The sequence below is a fragment of the Planktothrix prolifica NIVA-CYA 540 genome, from assembly GCF_963864145.1.
Classification (GTDB): Bacteria; Cyanobacteriota; Cyanobacteriia; order Cyanobacteriales; family Microcoleaceae; genus Planktothrix; species Planktothrix agardhii.
In genome coordinates this window covers 83,501-100,065 of sequence record NZ_CAWLTW010000001.1, presented here as the reverse complement: position 1 = coordinate 100,065, position 16,565 = coordinate 83,501, and the positions used below count along the sequence as shown (strand labels likewise).

Below are 16,565 nucleotides of genomic sequence, written 5' to 3'. Positions count from 1 at the left end.
AGCGGTGAGTTTCAGCCCCGATGGCAAGCACCTGGCGACCGGGAGTGGTGACAGCACGGTGAAACTGTGGGATGTCAGCACCGGCAAAGAAATCAAAACCCTGAGAGGGCATACCCATACGGTTCATGCGGTGAGTTTCAGCCCCGATGGCAAGCACCTGGCGACGGGGAGTCACGACAACACTGTGAAACTGTGGGATGCCAGCACGGGAAAGGAAATCAAAACCCTCAGTGGGCATACCCACTTTGTTCATGCGGTGAGTTTCAGCCCCGATAGCAAGTTGCTGGCGACCGGGAGTGCTGACAACACGGTGAAACTGTGGGATGCCAGCACCGGGGAAGAAATCAAAACCCTGAGAGGGCATACCCACTGGGTTATTACGGTGAGTTTCAGCCCCGATGGCAAGTTCCTGGCGACCGGGAGTGCTGACAGAACCGTGAAACTGTGGGATGTCAGCACCGGGGAAGAAATCAAAACCCTGAGTGGGCATACGGACTGGGTTTATGGGGTGAGTTTCAGCCCCGATGGCAAGCTCCTGGCGACCGGGAGTGGTGACAACACCGTGAGACTATGGCGATTAGATTTTAATTATTTAGTTGGGAAGGGATGCCATTTTATTGACAATTATCTCAAGCCTAATCCTGATGATGCCGATGCCCAAGAAATTGAACGGGAGTTGTGTAGTAAACTACCTAAAAGATAGGCATCCAATTCTAAATAAACTCAAGCCTTTGCAAACATTATCCCCTTAAACAGATGACTAATTCAACCCCTAACTTCCACGCCCTATTCATTGGTATTAATTTCTATTTCCCCCATCGCTTACCCGAAGGGAACTGCTACAAAAATTTAAAGGGCTGTGTCCAAGATATTAACCACGTCGAAACCTATTTAAAAAATACCTTTAACCTCACCCCCGACCAAATTATTAAACTCACGGCCACAGCTTCCGATAATCCTGAACAACCCCAAGAACCCCCGGAATTGTTACCGACTTATGAAAATATTGTTAACAAATTTAAAGAAGTAACCGCCAAAGCTCAACCTCAAGATCTTGTTTATATTCACTATTCCGGTCACGGGGGACGAGCTAAAACAATTTATGAAGATATTAAGGGGTTTGGAGCCTTCGATGAAGCGTTAGTTCCCACCGATATTGGTCAACCTAATTCCCGCTATTTACGAGATTTGGAATTAGCCAAACTTCTCGATGATATGGTACAAAAACAGTTAGCCGTAACGGTGGTTTTTGATAGTTGTCATTCGGGAGGAGCAACGAGAGAGGAAACCAAAGAGGAAGAAAATGTTGCTGCGCGGGGTTCCCATTTTATTGATATGACAGACCGACCGAAGGATAGTTTAGTTGCTCCTCCTGATGAATTTGCCCAAATTTCACGAAATATTGTTACTAATAGTCGCAGTATTACGGTTGCTGATAGTTTATTTCCAACCCCAAACGGTTACACCTTAATTGCAGCTTGTCGGGATCATGAATTAGCTTATGAAAAGGTATTTGAAGGCACAGAACGTAACGGTGCTTTAACCTATTTCTTGTTAAAAGCTCTACGGCAATTCGGTACAGAAATCTCCGCCCAAGAGCTATATGATCGCATTTCTAATCTCGTTAATAATGACTTTAAACGACAAACTCCATTGTTAATTGGAGAGACAGAACGTACCTTTTTTGGTGCTCAAACGGTTAAGGTGAGTCGTACTGCTCCAGTGATGAAAGTAGATATTACTAAAAATCAAGTCCAGTTACGAATGGGTCAAGCCAATGGGATTAAAAAAAGCGCAGAATTCGATATTTTTAAATTCAGAACCAGGGATTTTAAGGATAACGACCAGCGCATTGCATCAGCTACAGTTGTAGAATTGGGAGCCTCTGACTGTTGGGTAGAAATAACGGAGCTACACAACGAATTTATAAGCAGAGAACCCCGTCCTAAATTAGCTGAAAGAATGATTGATATTGGTTTTCCTGCTTATTATGTAGGGCCAGGGGTAAAACAAATTCGCAAAATTCGGATGCTTTTACCTGACGCATCAGTGCAATTTCCCGGTATTAATCTGTTATCAATTCCAACAAAAATTAAACAAATTAAAGAAAGAGTGGAAGGTCATCGCTGGATAGAATTCTGTTCAGAAGAAGAACCTGATGAGAATGTAGATTATTTTGTTTCCCTGAATTCAGAAGGAGAATATTGGATTTTAGATGCTAACAAACAACGGATTAAAAATATTCTATTTCCGATAAAAGTCGATGAACCGGAAGCCGAGGAAAGGTTAATTAACCGCCTCATTCATGTTGCTCGATATTATACTGTTTTAGATTTGGATAATGATGATGCTTTTGCTCCCTTAAATGGTAAACTTAAGGTTGAATTAGTGAAATCTGAAAAACGCCAACTTAAAGTTTTGAATACGGGGAACAATATTCCTGTAATAACAGAACGTGAAGAAAATATTTATCTAAAAGTTCGGAATGAATCTAAGCAAACGTTAAATATTACTATCTTGATCCTAGATGCGGATTTAAGTATTTCTACATTCTATCTTGATGGTGTAGCTGCTGAGGCAATAGAACCTGGACAAGAGCAAAACTCAAGAAAAAACCTCACACTTGAATTACCCCAAAATTATCAGGAAGCACTAAATGTGATCAAAGTGTTTGCAACGGTGAATAAAACAACTTTTGAATTATTAGAATTACCCGCCTTAGACCAAGAACGAAGAGGATTTGGAACTCAAACACCGACTAATTCCTTGGAGAAATTATTATCGGCTGTTGTGGATGAAGATAACCCAACGCGAAAGGTTACAATGGCGGTAGATGCTAGTGACGAATGGACGACGGAAAAGGTGGAAGTGGTGGTGAAAAAAAGCTAGTTTTGTTTGATAGCAGGAGACAGGGGATAGGATGCTGAAACCTAAACAGAGAACTCTTTTCCTGCCTGTTCCCTCCCCCCAAGCCCCCCGTGCACGGGGGTTTGGGGGGGCTTGTTCCCTGTCCCCTGCTATAATTGACTTTAACAAAGTTTTTTAGTAAAATTTAGCTAAAGTTAATTAGATTAAATATAGCAGTCGCGCCTGGGGTGTTAGGACATACACTGATGCTAAAACCGCGCACAGAGAAATCTTTTCCTGCGGTGTTCCCTGCTATAACACAGATTAAAATCCGTGAAATCCGTGAAATCCTCTTAAATCCGTGATCGCTGTTCCCTGCTATAATAGATAGGGATAAAACCCTATTTTAAATCGGTTCACCCCCAAACAATAGACTGACTTTAGCTGGAGTTTTTCAATGCAAGATTACAATGAATTAATCCCACAGTTATTAGAACTAGATGAAGAATCCCTAGAAGAACAGTTGGGTCTTCAAGTTGAAGGTACACTGGATTCCATTGATATTAATGCCACCGCTAGAGCAGCCATAAATCCTGAAGTATTAGAAGCAGGTAAACATTTCCTGAAACAACTCAATTCAGGACTTTATGATTTGATGTGTAATCCTTTAGGTTCTGATCCAGAAACAGAGAAAGTATTAGATGAAGTCATTAACGAAAATTATACTAAAGCGGCAGGAATATTGGCTCCTGTTCTCGTATCTGGATTAGGATTAACTCCTGCTATTGCCACTTTAATTGCCACATTAGTAATTAAAAAAATTGCCAAAGAAGGTTCGGAAGTAATTTGTAAATCTTGGAAAGCTAGTTTACCCTAGATGCGAAAGTTAATGTCCTCATATTTTCTAAGCGAGGATGGAAAATATCAATTATCGAGATCCAGGTTGAACCCGATCTAATAACTGTTGTAATTCATCCCCTTCTATTACTTCTGTTTCCAATACTTTTTGAGCAATTTCTGTTAACAATTCTCGGTTATAATTCAAAATAGCTAACGCTTTTTGGTGAGCATTATTAACAATATCCTTCACCTCATCATCAATGGCTTCTGCGGTTTTTTCACTCATGGGACGGCGCAAATTTGCCTCCGAATTGCCTAAAAAATTATTCTGTTTGGCTTTTTCATAAGCTAAGGGCCCCAGGGCTTTACTCATGCCATAATTAAGTACCATTCTTTCGGCTAATTCCGTTGCCCGTTGTAGGTCATCGGAGGCGCCATTGGTAACATTTCCAAAGACTAATTCTTCGGCAGACCGTCCTCCTAATAGCATGGCAATTTGTTCCCGAAATTCGATTTCATCCATCAAAAAACGGTCTTCCGTTGGCATTCTTAAAGTATAACCTAACGCCGACATTCCACGCGGCACAATCGAAATTTTAGTCACCTTTCCACCGCCGGGCATTAACGCCCCCACAATGGCATGACCAACTTCATGATAGGCGACAATTTTCTTCTCTTTTTCATTTAACACGCGACTGCGTTTTTCTAACCCGGCAACCACCCTTTCAATAGCTTCATAAAAATCTTCTTGTTTGACCAATTTGCGTTGATTTCTAGCCGCTAATAGGGCAGCTTCATTAACTAAATTAGCTAATTCTGCCCCGCCAAAACCCGGAGTTCTGGTGGCAATTGTGTGTAAATCAACATTGTCTTCTAATTTAACTTTTTTAGCATAAATTTCTAATACGGCTTTGCGTCCGGCTAAGTCGGGTCTATCGACTAATACCTGTCTATCAAAGCGTCCGGGGCGTAATAATGCTGCGTCTAAAGCTTCGGGGCGGTTAGTGGCTGCTAATACAATCACCGTCGCATCTCCTACCCCAAACCCATCCATTTCTGTTAATAATTGATTTAGGGTTTGTTCCCGTTCATCATTACTGCCACTCTGGAAACTTCCACTACTTCTGGACTTACCAATAGCATCTAATTCATCAATAAAAATAATACAGGGAGCTTTCTTTTTCGCCTGTTCAAATAAATCGCGCACCCGGGCGGCTCCGGTTCCGACAAATAATTCTATAAATTCAGAACCGGATATACTAAAAAAGGGAACTCCGGCTTCTCCAGCAACGGCTTTTCCTAATAGGGTTTTTCCGGTTCCTGGGGGGCCAACTAATAGCACACCTTTGGGAATTTTTGCCCCAATTTCGGTGAATCTTTCGGGACTTTTCAGGAAATCTACAATTTCGGCTAATTCGGTTTTGGCTTCATCTACTCCAGCCACATCGGCAAAGGTAATATTATCGGTTTGACCTTTAACAAAAACTTTGGCTTTACTTTTATTAATTGATAAGGCCCCTTGGGGATCTCGTTTCATGAAATATTGAAACGCCACGACTAAAATTAACGGGGGAATTACCCAATTTAAGATCACATTCACCCAACTTTGTTTGGGAGGGGGAGAAGCGGCGAATTCAATTCCCCGAGTTTCTAAGCGTTTAGGAAGTTCTAAATCAAAAATAGGGGTTGTGGATAAAATTCTTTCCGGTTGTTCATTTTGTGCTTTAATTTGGTAAAGAATTTCGTTTTCTCCGACTAGAACTTTTGAAACTTTACCATCTTCAATTTGTTGGATAAAAAAACTATAGGGGACTTTGGGAAACCGAGGGCGAGTTAATTGAGGTAATAACCAATTTCCAATTAAGATTACTCCGGCTGAGATTAATAAAAATTGGGTAATTTTTTGAGAACTGGGTAATTTAGGTCTTTTTTTAATACTCATAAAATTTGGTTCTAGTTTACTCTCATTAACCTCGTTAACCTCGTTAACCTCGTTTCTAGGTTCTACCTAGAAATGCTCCTAGGGTGGCTCTGCCACCATTCTTTAAATAGGATAGCATTGTCAGAGGCAGAGCCTCTGATCGGCATTCCCTGGTAGAACCAGGGAACGAGAAACGAGAGGGGGATAGATTAATTATGCGATCGCGGCGGGAATTTTGCCCTCGTATTTAACTTGATTTAACAAGTGTTGTAAATTCTCCCCTTCAATAACTTCTGTTTCTAAGATTTGTTGGGCAATTTGCTCCATTAAATCTTTATTTTGATTCAGGATATCTAGGGCAATTTCATGGGCGTTTTCCACTAATTGTTTCACCTCATCATCAATGGCTTTTGCGGTTTCATCACTGACATAACGGCGAGGATTCATCATCATATTATCACCGAGGAAGGTATTTTGTTGACCCTTTTCATAGGCCAAGGGCCCCAATACTTTACTCATCCCATAACTGGTGACCATGCGTTCAGCTAAATCTGTTGCCCGTTGTAGGTCATTTGTTGCGCCTGTGGTAATACTTCCAAATACAACTTCTTCGGCCGAACGTCCCCCTAATAAAGTAGCAATTTCGCCTTTAATTTCTTCTTCACTGAGTAAGAAACGGTCTTCGGTGGGCAGTTGTAAAGTATATCCTAAAGCCGCCATTCCCCGTGGCACAATTGAGATTTTAGCCACTTTATTTTGACCGGATACTACTGACCCAACAATGGCATGACCAACTTCATGATAGGCGACAATTTTCTTCTCTTTTTCGTTAAGAACACGGGATTTTTTTTCTAACCCCGCAATCACCCGTTCAATGGCTTCAGCAAAGTCGGCTTGACTCACGGTTTCCCGTTTATTTCTAGCAGCTAATAAGGCAGCTTCATTAACTATATTAGCTAAATCTGCGCCAGCAAAACCAGGGGTACGAGTAGCGATCGCTTTTAACTCCACATCGGGCCCGATTTTAACTTTTTTAGCATAGATTTCTAGGATTTGTAAACGACCCGATAAATCAGGGCGATCAACTAAAACTTGGCGATCAAATCGACCTGGACGCAATAAAGCTGGGTCTAAGGTTTCGGGTCGGTTGGTAGCAGCTAAAACAATCACCGTCGCTTGTCCGGCGGCAAACCCATCCATCTCGGTTAATAACTGGTTTAGGGTTTGTTCTCGTTCATCATTTCCCCCATACATTCCACCACTAGAACGGGATTTTCCAATAGCATCTAATTCGTCAATAAAGATGATACAAGGGGCTTTCTTTTTGGCTTGTTCAAATAAATCTCGAACTCGCGCCGCGCCTGCACCGACGAACAATTCTACGAATTCTGAACCAGAAATGCTAAAGAATGGAACGCCTGCTTCTCCGGCTACGGCTTTGGCTAATAGGGTTTTTCCTGTTCCTGGTGGGCCGACTAATAACACCCCTTTAGGAATTCGAGCTCCTATCTTTAAAAATCGTTCAGGAGTCTTTAAGAATTCCACCACTTCTTCTAGTTCGGTTTTGGCTTCTTCTACCCCAGCTACATCTTGAAAGGTGACTTTAGTTGCTTCATTCTCGACATAAACCTTGGCTTTACTCTTACTAATAGAAAGTGCACCCTGGGGCCCGCCAAAACCTCCGCCTCGACTTTGCATAAATTGTCCGACGGCGACCCAAATTCCGACAAAAATTAAGGGGGGAATCACCCAACCGATTAAACTAGAAAACCAAGTATTTTTAGGGGGTGCGGCGGCGGCAAATTCGACCCCTTTGGCTTCTAAACGTTTGGGTAAATCCATATCAAAAATTGGGGTTGTTGATAGGATTTGTCCGGTTTCTTCTTGTTCGCTTTTGACTAAATAGCGGATTTGATCTTGACTGAGATAAACTTGGGATACTTGTCCGTCTTCGACTTGTTTAATGAATAAACTATAGGGAACCTGGGGAATTTGTGGCCCGAACAATCCGGGTAAGGTGAGGTTAGCAATTAAAAAGATAATTCCTAACCAAAATAGGATACTTCCGATGGGAAGATTCCGAGGAAATTTGGGTTTGTCTTTTACACTCATTGTATTTGGTTAAAGGATAAGAGAGGTAATCGGTAATGAACTTTTAGTTATTTTATCAAGGTCTGAAATCGTTAGAATTTATTTAGGATTCCTATATTATATAGCAATTTTAAATTAGTTGTATAGCATTTACCATAACGCTTAGGATATAGATTCGGTGGGTGGGCGGAAATTACCACCTATATTTTGTCTTAATAGTCATGTCGGTTGCTAAGTAGTTACACAAAATAAATTACCTAGTTGAGAGAGGGAACAGCCCCCCCAAACCCCCCGTGCACGGGGGGCTAGGGGGGGAGGGAACAGGGTGGAGGATGTGTAATTAATTTTGTTTAGGTACTTATATAATATAAAATTCTTAAAATCCTTAAATTTTGCCTACAAATTTTCCCTTATTCTGGTTTCTGAATGATCATTTCGATAACTCGCCGCTTGACAATGGGGTCAATTCCTAATAAACGAATATAATCCTGGGGATGTTCGGTTAAACAGGTTTCAATTCCTTGAATAATATTAGGTTTTGATTCATTACTATTTAACCCACAACTATTCCAAGATCCGGTTTTGAATCGACGTTTATCAGCATATTCTAAGCCAATACGATAGCTACTGGATAAAATATAATCAATTTGTTCTAAAACTTCAATTGGTAATTTTTTACCATCAGAATTTGGTTCTATTTTGTTCTGTAAATTAATTGGATTTTCTGAATTTTCTGGGGTTGGAGGCGCTCCAAATTGACTGTTAAATGTCCGAAACTGATTATATTCTTCAACTAATCGCATATTTTGAATGCGTTTTTGTTCTCCTACCATCAATTTACCCATTTCAATTAAATGGGGTAATTTAAAATTGGGATTTTGAAATTCGGGAGGTTTTTCTGCACTATTAACAATTCGTTTAGAAATTTTTTCTACTCCCAATTTATGAATAAAATCACGAATTTGTTCATCATAAATCCGCGATCGCACCGCACTAAAAAAGTCAATAGATTGTTCAGGAAAAGTATCTACTAATTGGGTAATATCCTGTTGAGATAATTCCGCCGTGGGGAAAATTCCACTTAACACTCCAATGCGTTCTTCCCTAGTCGGTTCCCAATAAAATTTTTCCATCCGTCCATCCCGAATTAAAGGAGCATATAGGGTGGAAAAATCATTTCCTGTGACGATAATTGGAATCCGATTTAAGGGCGTTGCATCATAACTTCCGGGTAATTGTACATTAGTTGGATTATCCGCTATATTCATTAATGTAGCATTAACTAATTGAGTATTAACGGTATATTGGGTTCCTGAATCAAAACGTCCTGCACCCGCATCTAAATCATTAATAAATAAGGCGCACATTTGCCCCCGGACTTTCACTTGTTCCGAGGCTTCTCGATACCGTAATCTAATTAAACGCGCCGGATCTCCCGCGTCGGGACTTTCTAATTCTCCACCGGAGATCATCACGGGTTCAAAACCCATTTTTTCAAAAACTAATTCACATTGAAAGGTTTTTCCCTCTCCTTTGCGGCCATGAATTCCTAATATCAAAGGAACTCGCACCCCAGGCAATTGTAAGAAATTTTTGGTGATATGAACTGCTAGTTTATCGAGAAAGCGAGGCGAAACATAATAAGACATATTGAATCAGTTATCAGTCATCAGTTATCAGTTATCAGTGCAAGAGTTAATTTATTAGTGAAAAAATAAATCACTATTACCCATTACCTATCACGGATTTAAAAGGATTACGCAGATTAACACAGATCAAAATCCGTGAAATCCGTGAAATCCTCTTAAATCCGTGATCCCTATTGTTTATCTAACCAATCTAACAAGCGTTTTGAAACTTTCAATTGATTGTTGAGAATTTCATCCGATGCTACAACCACACCTAAGATGATTACTAAAGAAATAATATCCATAAGTGCGCCCTCATGCGGATTGATTAAACAGTATACTTTTGTAACAATATCAGCATAGACTGTACCGTCTAGTTTTGTCAATCTTTAAGTTACAAATAGTTTCAATTATACTACATTAATCAAAGGACTCGACTTAATGGTTTAAAGCCAAGTATCCTCGCCTCGACTCTGCAAAAACATCTGGCTTGAGGCAGATTTAGAAAGGTTTAAAATCCGATATCATTTCCTTAGTTTATTGTCTATTTTGATTTTTTTTAATCCGATAAAACCCTTAAAGGAGAATTTTCAATCATGGTAACAACTAGCCGTAAACAACGTCTTTATGCGACTCGAATTGATTTACCCGAAGCTACCCGCGCCGAAATTATCGAGATTCTTAATCACAGTTTAGCGACAACACTAGACTTAAAAACCCAAGTCAAACAAGCTCACTGGAATGTCAAAGGGATTAATTTCTATCAGTTGCATTTGTTGTTTGATGAAATGGCAACGGAATTAGAAGGATATGTGGATTTAATTGCAGAACGGGCGACGGCTTTGGGAGGGACGGCTTTGGGAACGGCTCGGATGGCGGTTGCCGACACTATTTTACCTGAATTTCCCTTAGATCTAGCCAATGATAAAGATTATGTAGTGGCCTTAGCCGATCGCTATGCTCCTTATGGCAAAATGGTTCGAGAAGCCATTGATAAAACAGGCGCACTAGGCGACGCGGATACAGCCGATTTGTATACTGGAATTTCCCGCGCCATTGATCAGCGCTTGTGGTTCTTAGAATCCCATTTACAAGGCAATTAAAGAGCCGTCAATGGCAGATGACTCGTGAACTAAAACTTAGAATGAGTGAATCTGCGTTGCCTGATTATACTTCCCAGTTGCAGGAATTAATGCAACGGGCGGGGGTTTCTAGCCTAGAAGAACTTAGTCAAAATGCTGGGGTTTCCACGTTACAGATTATTCGACTGCGACGGGGACTTGCAATGCAAACCCATGTGGGTGTTTTGCTGAAAATTAGCCAGGGTTTAAAGATTTCCCTGACGGAACTCTTGTCGGTGTTTGCTCCGGGTTCTGTCCCGGATGAAGAAAAAGCCTCTGAAGGGAATTTAGAACAGGAATATCAACGTTTACAAACCCAGATAGAACAACAACGTTCTGTGTTGATCGAGGAGTGGAAACAGGAAAGTCTGCACACCCTGGAGTCTTGGCTCTTGCAATGGCCAACGGTGGTGTATCGCGTTCAAGAAAATCCCCAACTCCCGGCGGTCAAATTATTACGTTTTGTAAGTCCGGTAGAGCAGCTTATGGGAGAATGGGGAGTAGAAGCGATCGCACCTGTTGGGGCAGAAGTTCCCTATGAACCCCATCTCCATCAGCTTTTGGAGGGAACGGCTAAACCCGGAGAACCAGTGATTGTGCGATATACTGGATACCGATATGGAAGTAAACTGCTCTATCGCGCTAAGGTCAGTCCGGTATAGGCGTGTTTGAGTTAAACGGATGTATTTGGCATGGAGTTCAACTCAAAGCTATACTAACGGAGTCGAGCGAGTCTTATGGAGGGTTCAACCCCTAGAAAACTATGAGTTCTGATGTTAAAATTCTTAAACCTAACGGGATTTTGGATGGCACTAAAGCAAGTCAATTTCGGCAGGATATTGTTGCTTTAGTTGAAAAAGGAGCCAAGATCATATTAATTGACTTCCAAGATGTCACGTTTATGGATAGTTCTGGTTTGGGTGCATTGGTCTTAGCTTTGAAAGGAGTGAGAGCGGCTGGAAGTAAATTATTTGTTTGCTCTATTAATGAGCAAATTAAGATTTTATTTGAACTTACCAGCATGGATCGGGTATTCGATATTTTTGAAAACCAAGAAAAATTTTTGGAAGTGATTACTCAATTGGGTCAATAAGTTAGGGTGAAAACGGGGGGTAATCTGAATTCAAACAGATTGGTGTTTCCCAATTTCACCCTCGGTTAAGTTTTACATTTCTGTCACAAATCTGGACAGTAATTCTGGGCAAAAGGTTAATCAAAAGTTAATTTTAGTAAGGAGAAATCATCATCAAAAGGATTATCAGCGTTGTATTTTTTCACTGTATTTAAGACCGATTCTAAAGTGTTCGATTGTAAATGATTATATTCTGTTAAAATAGAGATAAATCCATCTAAACCCAACATTGTATTCTCCGGTTGTTGGATTTCATAAACTCCGTCACTAAAAATATAAAGATTACTGAATTCTGGAATATCGTGGGTTGCATCTATATATTCGGCTTCTAAAAACATTCCAACTGGCATTCCCCGGGTTTTTAACATTTCAATTTTGAGATTTTTGGGATCTTTGCCAGTTAACAAAATAGCTGGGGGATGACCAGCACTAGAATACAATAATTTTCGAGTTGAAAAATCATAAACCCCATACCAAATCGTAAAATATTTATCGTTTTGGTAGGTCATTTGAAAGGTGGTATTTAATGCTTTTAAAACGTTACTGGGTTGATAGTAATTAATATTAGGAATTGCCCTAGATCGGAGTAAATTCAGCACGGAAACCGAAGGGAGTGCTGCTTTTAAACCATGTCCTGATGTATCTAATAAATAAATTGATAAATGGTCAGAATCCAGCCAATAATAGTCAAAGGAGTCACCGCCTAATTGACGAGAAGGAATGAATTTGGTATCAATTCTAATCGGTTCCGTTAAAGGTTCAGGAAGGAGCGATCGCACATACTCAGCAGCTTCGGCGAGTTCAGCCTCAATTAATTGTTTTTGAGTTTGTAAATCCTGACTTAATTGATGTAATCTCAACCCAGCCCGAACTCTAGCATAGAGTTCATTCATTTCAATCGGTTTAGAAATAAAATCATCAGCCCCCGCATCTAACCCCGTAACTCGGTCAGAAACCGAACCCAAAGAAGTTAATAAAAAAAACTGTGTTGTTGATAATTCTGGGGTGGCTTTAATTTGACGACAGACCTCAATCCCCGTCAGCCTGGGCATGATCCAATCACAAATAATTAATGCCGGACATAGCTGTTTAGCCTGTTCTACACCTTCTTCACCATTAGTTGCCACGCTGACATCATAACCCTGTTTCTTCAGCGTTCTTTTCAGAAGTTCTAAAATGGCAACATCATCATCGATAACCAGAATTTTAAACATGAGTGTTGAGGTAGGTCGGTACACCAGATGAGGGTAATCAAGGCCAAGTTAAGACTTTGCTCTTTTGATCTTTGAGTATAGTCTAATTGGAAGGTTGACTGAATTTGAGATTCAAGCAATTTAGCATGATGTTCAGTTAATAAAGAAGCATTTTACTTGATTTGGCACAACTGCGGTTCAACCCCACTGCAAAACTTTTTAAAAATGCAGTATAGACAAATATCGCCAACTATGGCTAGAATTATGGGAAGTCCATCCCTAAATACTGTTCAAGACTTAGGGAATCAGTCAAACTTATTGTGATTGAATAAGAGGGTTTAAAACCATTGCCATTACCCCAAATTACTCAACTTCAAGTTCCTTCTAGCCTAGATAGTCTAGCTAAGGTTTTGTCTTGGTTTGATCAACTGTATCAGTCCTTTATTCCTAAATCCGTTTGGCTACGCTGTCAGTTAGCTTTAGCGGAGGGATTTACCAATGCTGTTCGTCATGCTCACCAAGGACTTTCTTCTGATTTACAAATTGATTTAGAAGTTACTATTTTAGATCGACAAATTGAAATTCGGATCTGGGATTTTGGCGCACCTTTTGATTTAATGAAATACATCAAGGATATTCCCATGGATATTGATCACCATTCAGGAGGAGGAAGGGGTTTAAAATTAATGCGCGATATTGCGGACTATTTAAGTTATGATCACGGTGAAGATGGACGCAATTGTCTATTAATTATTAAGCAATTTTAAACTGATAACTGATCACGGGTAGAGACGCGCCATGGCAAGTCTCTACTGATAACTGATAATGGGTTCGGGCTTCAATAAACCATGAAGAATTTGTGTGGGCGGGTTTTGATGGGGCCAGGCAAAGGCATGACGGAATGCAGCTTGTTGACAGGCTTCTAATTGTTCAAATTCTATAATATCCAGGGTTAATAAATTTTCGTATTCAAAGGGTAAACGAACATTATGTAACCCGGCGTTATCGGTACAAATAGCAATATCAACCCCGGCATCAAAACAGCGTTCAAAAACTATTTTTAACTGCTGAATATCCTTGAGGGTTCCAGTTTTAATATAGGTCGTGGGACAAACCTCTAAACATTGATTATTTTTGGCTAATTCCGGTAATAATTCGGGATGTAATAACGGAATTTGGATACCGTGACCAATTCGCATTAAATAGGGCAATAATTCAGGATAACAACCTTCCGGGGTTTCATATAAATGTCCGGTGGTTTTCAAGCCCAAGGATAGGGCATATTTATACAAATTAATAAATTCATCCAACCGTTGACCATAATGATTATCCCCTCCGGCGATATCAACAGCACAAACATATTGGGGCATTTGGGCAGCTAAATCAATAATAGCTCGGTTGACTTCAAAGGGAAGTCGGGTGTGCATACATAAAATTTGGCTAGTGATAATAGGAGTATCACTCAGTTGACTAGCTTTTCCCACCACCTCAACAATTTCAGCCATACAGTCAATTCTTTGGGACTGACTCAGATGTTCTGGAGTTCGTAAATAAGGAGTATAACGTAATTCTAAATAGGCTAAATTTTCAAAAGTATAAGCCCCGCGCATCAACCGATAAATAAAATAGGGGAGGGTTTCAACGGTCTGCACACTTTCAACCATAGTATGCAGTTCTAAATATTCATCTAAGGTATTGCGGGGCTTGGTATAAAAATCTTCAAACCCTTCATATTCTGCGAAACCTTGGGTAAACTGAGGGTTATGACGTTGGAAATACCGCCACAGAATGCGCGGTACAACTGAACCCCCTAAATGGCGATGTAACTCGGCGTGTAACGGCATAATAAACTGATGATGATATTGACTATTCACCATAGCACAGCCCTAAAAAAATATGGGGTCAAACCTAGTATTTTTATGAAGATTATTGTTTTTTAGGATAATCAACCAAAACCTATTTTTTTGTTATAATGAAAGGCTGTATAAAAATGTAGCAAGTCTTCTAAACAGGTTGTAATCCTTTGAGAATTTCAACCATATATTTCAACCATATATTTCAACCATATATTTCAACCATATATTTCAACCATATATTTCAACCATATATTTTAGCGAGCGAGGACGCTCGCACTACAGATTACTGTTTTTTTGCTGAAAAAACCGATAAGCTGTTGCTGCATCTAAATTAGTCATGCAGAAATCTTGAATCCTATGCAGTGCGAGCGTCCTCGCTCGCTGGAATATACAGTTTAAATGCAGTACAGCTTATCAAGATCAGCATCTTCAGTGGAGAGGTGCTATGCCGCGTCTCCACAAAAGATTTCACAAAACTTAATTTGACAGAGTGCCTGTAATCATAGATAATCAGGATTTGTGTAAACTGTCGGAGTGAAAACTCTCTTGGCTAACGTAGTTGTTATCGGTGCCCAGTGGGGCGATGAAGGAAAGGGCAAAATCACAGATCTGCTCAGTGGTTCAGCAGATGTAGTTGTCCGCTACCAAGGTGGCGTAAATGCAGGTCACACGGTTGTTGTGGACAATCAAACCTTCAAACTGCACTTGATTCCTTCAGGCATTTTATATCCCGATACCGAGTGCATTATCGGTTCAGGAACCGTAATTGATCCCAGAATTTTAATCGAAGAATTGGATCAACTGGAGTCTCTGAAGATTTCCACCAAAAATTTGATGATTTCCCAGACGGCCCATGTGACGATGCCATACCATCGCCTCTTGGATCAAGCATCAGAAGAACAACGGGGATCTCAAAAGATTGGGACAACGGGCCGGGGAATTGGCCCGACCTATGCCGATAAGTCTGAACGCACGGGAATTCGGATCATTGATTTGATGGAAACCGAGAGTTTACCCGATCAGTTGCGCTGGACGATTAGCAATAAAAACGTTATTCTCGAAAAACTCTATAATCTCCCACCCCTTGACCCGGAAGCGGTGATTGCGGAATATTTGCAATATGCAGAACGCTTACGTCCCCATGTCGTCGATGCGTCACTAAAAATCTACGCTGCGGTGCAGGATCGACGGAATATTTTATTTGAAGGGGCACAAGGGACACTGTTAGATTTGGATCATGGGACATATCCCTATGTCACATCTTCTAACCCCGTTGCTGGTGGTGCCTGTGTGGGTACGGGAGTTGGCCCGACAATGATTGATCGGGTAATTGGGGTGGCGAAAGCCTATACTACCCGGGTCGGTGAGGGGCCATTCCCGACGGAAATGGTGGATGGAATTGGCCAGGTTTTGTGCGATCGCGGTGCGGAATTCGGAACCACCACCGGACGTCAACGCCGTTGTGGTTGGTTTGATGCGGTGATTGGCCGTTATGCAGTCAGAATTAATGGTTTAGACTGTTTAGCGATTACCAAACTAGATGTTTTGGATGGCTTGGATGAAATTAAAGTTTGCATCGCTTACGATATTGATGGCGAACGGTGCGAACATTTCCCCAGTAGCGCCCGAACTTTTGCCCGGTGCGAACCTATTTATGAAACACTTCCGGGTTGGAAAGAATCCACCGCCGACTGTCGGAAATTAGAAGATTTACCGCAAACAGCGTTAGATTATTTGAAATTTTTAGCGGAATTAATGAAAGTTCCGATCGCTATTGTTTCATTGGGTGCGAGTCGAGATCAAACTATTATTGTTGAAGATCCGATTCACGGCCCGAAACGAGCGCTATTAGACGCAGATGGACAGCCAATCAAGGTCGGCGGTTAATATCTTCTCCCTGATTCCCTGGTTTCGGCCGGGGAATGCTTTTTTATAG

At 40.8% G+C, this 16,565-nt stretch carries 14 protein-coding genes; 8 read left to right on the top strand and 6 right to left on the bottom strand.

Annotated features, from left to right (window positions below; all coding sequences use genetic code 11):
• The 3 genes from AC559H_RS00420 to AC559H_RS00410 form a co-directional block, all read left to right on the top strand.
• Window positions 1–703 (top strand): WD40 repeat domain-containing protein (locus tag AC559H_RS00420; protein WP_040957857.1); only part of this gene is annotated, 703 nt, incomplete at its 5' end.
• A 53-nt stretch (window positions 704–756) separates the two neighbouring features.
• Window positions 757–2,889 (top strand): caspase family protein, encoded by a 2,133-nt coding sequence (locus tag AC559H_RS00415; protein WP_026793379.1) that lies wholly within the window; start codon window positions 757–759, stop codon window positions 2,887–2,889.
• A 415-nt stretch (window positions 2,890–3,304) separates the two neighbouring features.
• A complete protein-coding gene (locus AC559H_RS00410) occupies window positions 3,305–3,724 on the top strand; it encodes a hypothetical protein (protein ID WP_026793378.1) in 420 nt (139 codons plus the stop codon).
• A 51-nt stretch (window positions 3,725–3,775) separates the two neighbouring features.
• Here AC559H_RS00410 and ftsH read toward each other — a convergent pair whose 3' ends face one another.
• The 4 genes from ftsH to AC559H_RS00390 all read right to left on the bottom strand — a co-directional run bounded on the left by ftsH (window position 3,776) and on the right by AC559H_RS00390 (window position 9,713).
• Window positions 3,776–5,629 carry an ATP-dependent zinc metalloprotease FtsH gene (gene ftsH, locus AC559H_RS00405; RefSeq protein WP_026793377.1) on the bottom strand — a complete coding sequence of 618 codons (1,854 nt, stop codon included), beginning with the start codon at window positions 5,627–5,629 and terminating at the stop codon, window positions 3,776–3,778.
• Window positions 5,630–5,821: 192 nt separating this feature from the next.
• Window positions 5,822–7,720 carry an ATP-dependent zinc metalloprotease FtsH gene (ftsH4, locus tag AC559H_RS00400; protein WP_026793376.1) on the bottom strand — a complete coding sequence of 633 codons (1,899 nt, stop codon included), beginning with the start codon at window positions 7,718–7,720 and terminating at the stop codon, window positions 5,822–5,824.
• Window positions 7,721–8,109: 389 nt separating this feature from the next.
• Complete coding sequence (locus tag AC559H_RS00395; RefSeq protein WP_026793375.1) at window positions 8,110–9,348, bottom strand: RuBisCO small subunit-like domain-containing protein; 1,239 nt, start codon at window positions 9,346–9,348, stop codon at window positions 8,110–8,112.
• 170 nt (window positions 9,349–9,518) lie between these two features.
• Entirely contained in the window at window positions 9,519–9,713 is a 195-nt protein-coding gene (locus tag AC559H_RS00390) for a hypothetical protein (protein WP_141292508.1), read from the bottom strand.
• Between the two features lie 210 nt (window positions 9,714–9,923).
• On the opposite strand from AC559H_RS00390, the gene dps reads away from it, so the two are divergent.
• From dps to AC559H_RS00375, 3 genes are all read left to right on the top strand, one after another.
• Window positions 9,924–10,430, top strand: coding sequence for a DNA starvation/stationary phase protection protein Dps (dps, locus tag AC559H_RS00385; RefSeq protein ID WP_026793374.1), 507 nt, complete (start codon window positions 9,924–9,926; stop codon window positions 10,428–10,430).
• Between the two features lie 41 nt (window positions 10,431–10,471).
• Window positions 10,472–11,110: a helix-turn-helix domain-containing protein gene (locus tag AC559H_RS00380; RefSeq protein ID WP_026793373.1), complete on the top strand. Its 639-nt coding sequence runs from the start codon at window positions 10,472–10,474 to the stop codon at window positions 11,108–11,110.
• Window positions 11,111–11,211: 101 nt separating this feature from the next.
• Window positions 11,212–11,541, top strand: a complete 330-nt coding sequence (locus AC559H_RS00375; RefSeq protein ID WP_026793372.1) for an STAS domain-containing protein — start codon at window positions 11,212–11,214, stop codon at window positions 11,539–11,541.
• A gap of 116 nt (window positions 11,542–11,657) precedes the next feature.
• Here AC559H_RS00375 and AC559H_RS00370 read toward each other — a convergent pair whose 3' ends face one another.
• Window positions 11,658–12,794 (bottom strand): PP2C family protein-serine/threonine phosphatase, encoded by a 1,137-nt coding sequence (locus AC559H_RS00370; RefSeq protein ID WP_026793371.1) that lies wholly within the window; start codon window positions 12,792–12,794, stop codon window positions 11,658–11,660.
• 326 nt (window positions 12,795–13,120) lie between these two features.
• Between AC559H_RS00370 and AC559H_RS00365 the strand changes: the two genes are divergently transcribed.
• On the top strand, window positions 13,121–13,540 hold the full coding sequence (locus AC559H_RS00365; RefSeq protein WP_026787585.1) for an ATP-binding protein: 420 nt from the start codon (window positions 13,121–13,123) through the stop codon (window positions 13,538–13,540).
• A 42-nt stretch (window positions 13,541–13,582) separates the two neighbouring features.
• On the opposite strand, the gene AC559H_RS00360 is transcribed toward AC559H_RS00365, so the two are convergent.
• Entirely contained in the window at window positions 13,583–14,617 is a 1,035-nt protein-coding gene (locus AC559H_RS00360) for an amidohydrolase family protein (RefSeq protein WP_026787586.1), read from the bottom strand.
• A 558-nt stretch (window positions 14,618–15,175) separates the two neighbouring features.
• On the opposite strand from AC559H_RS00360, the gene AC559H_RS00355 reads away from it, so the two are divergent.
• Entirely contained in the window at window positions 15,176–16,516 is a 1,341-nt protein-coding gene (locus AC559H_RS00355; protein WP_026793370.1) for an adenylosuccinate synthase, read from the top strand.
• The last annotated feature ends 49 nt before the right edge of the window (window positions 16,517–16,565 follow it).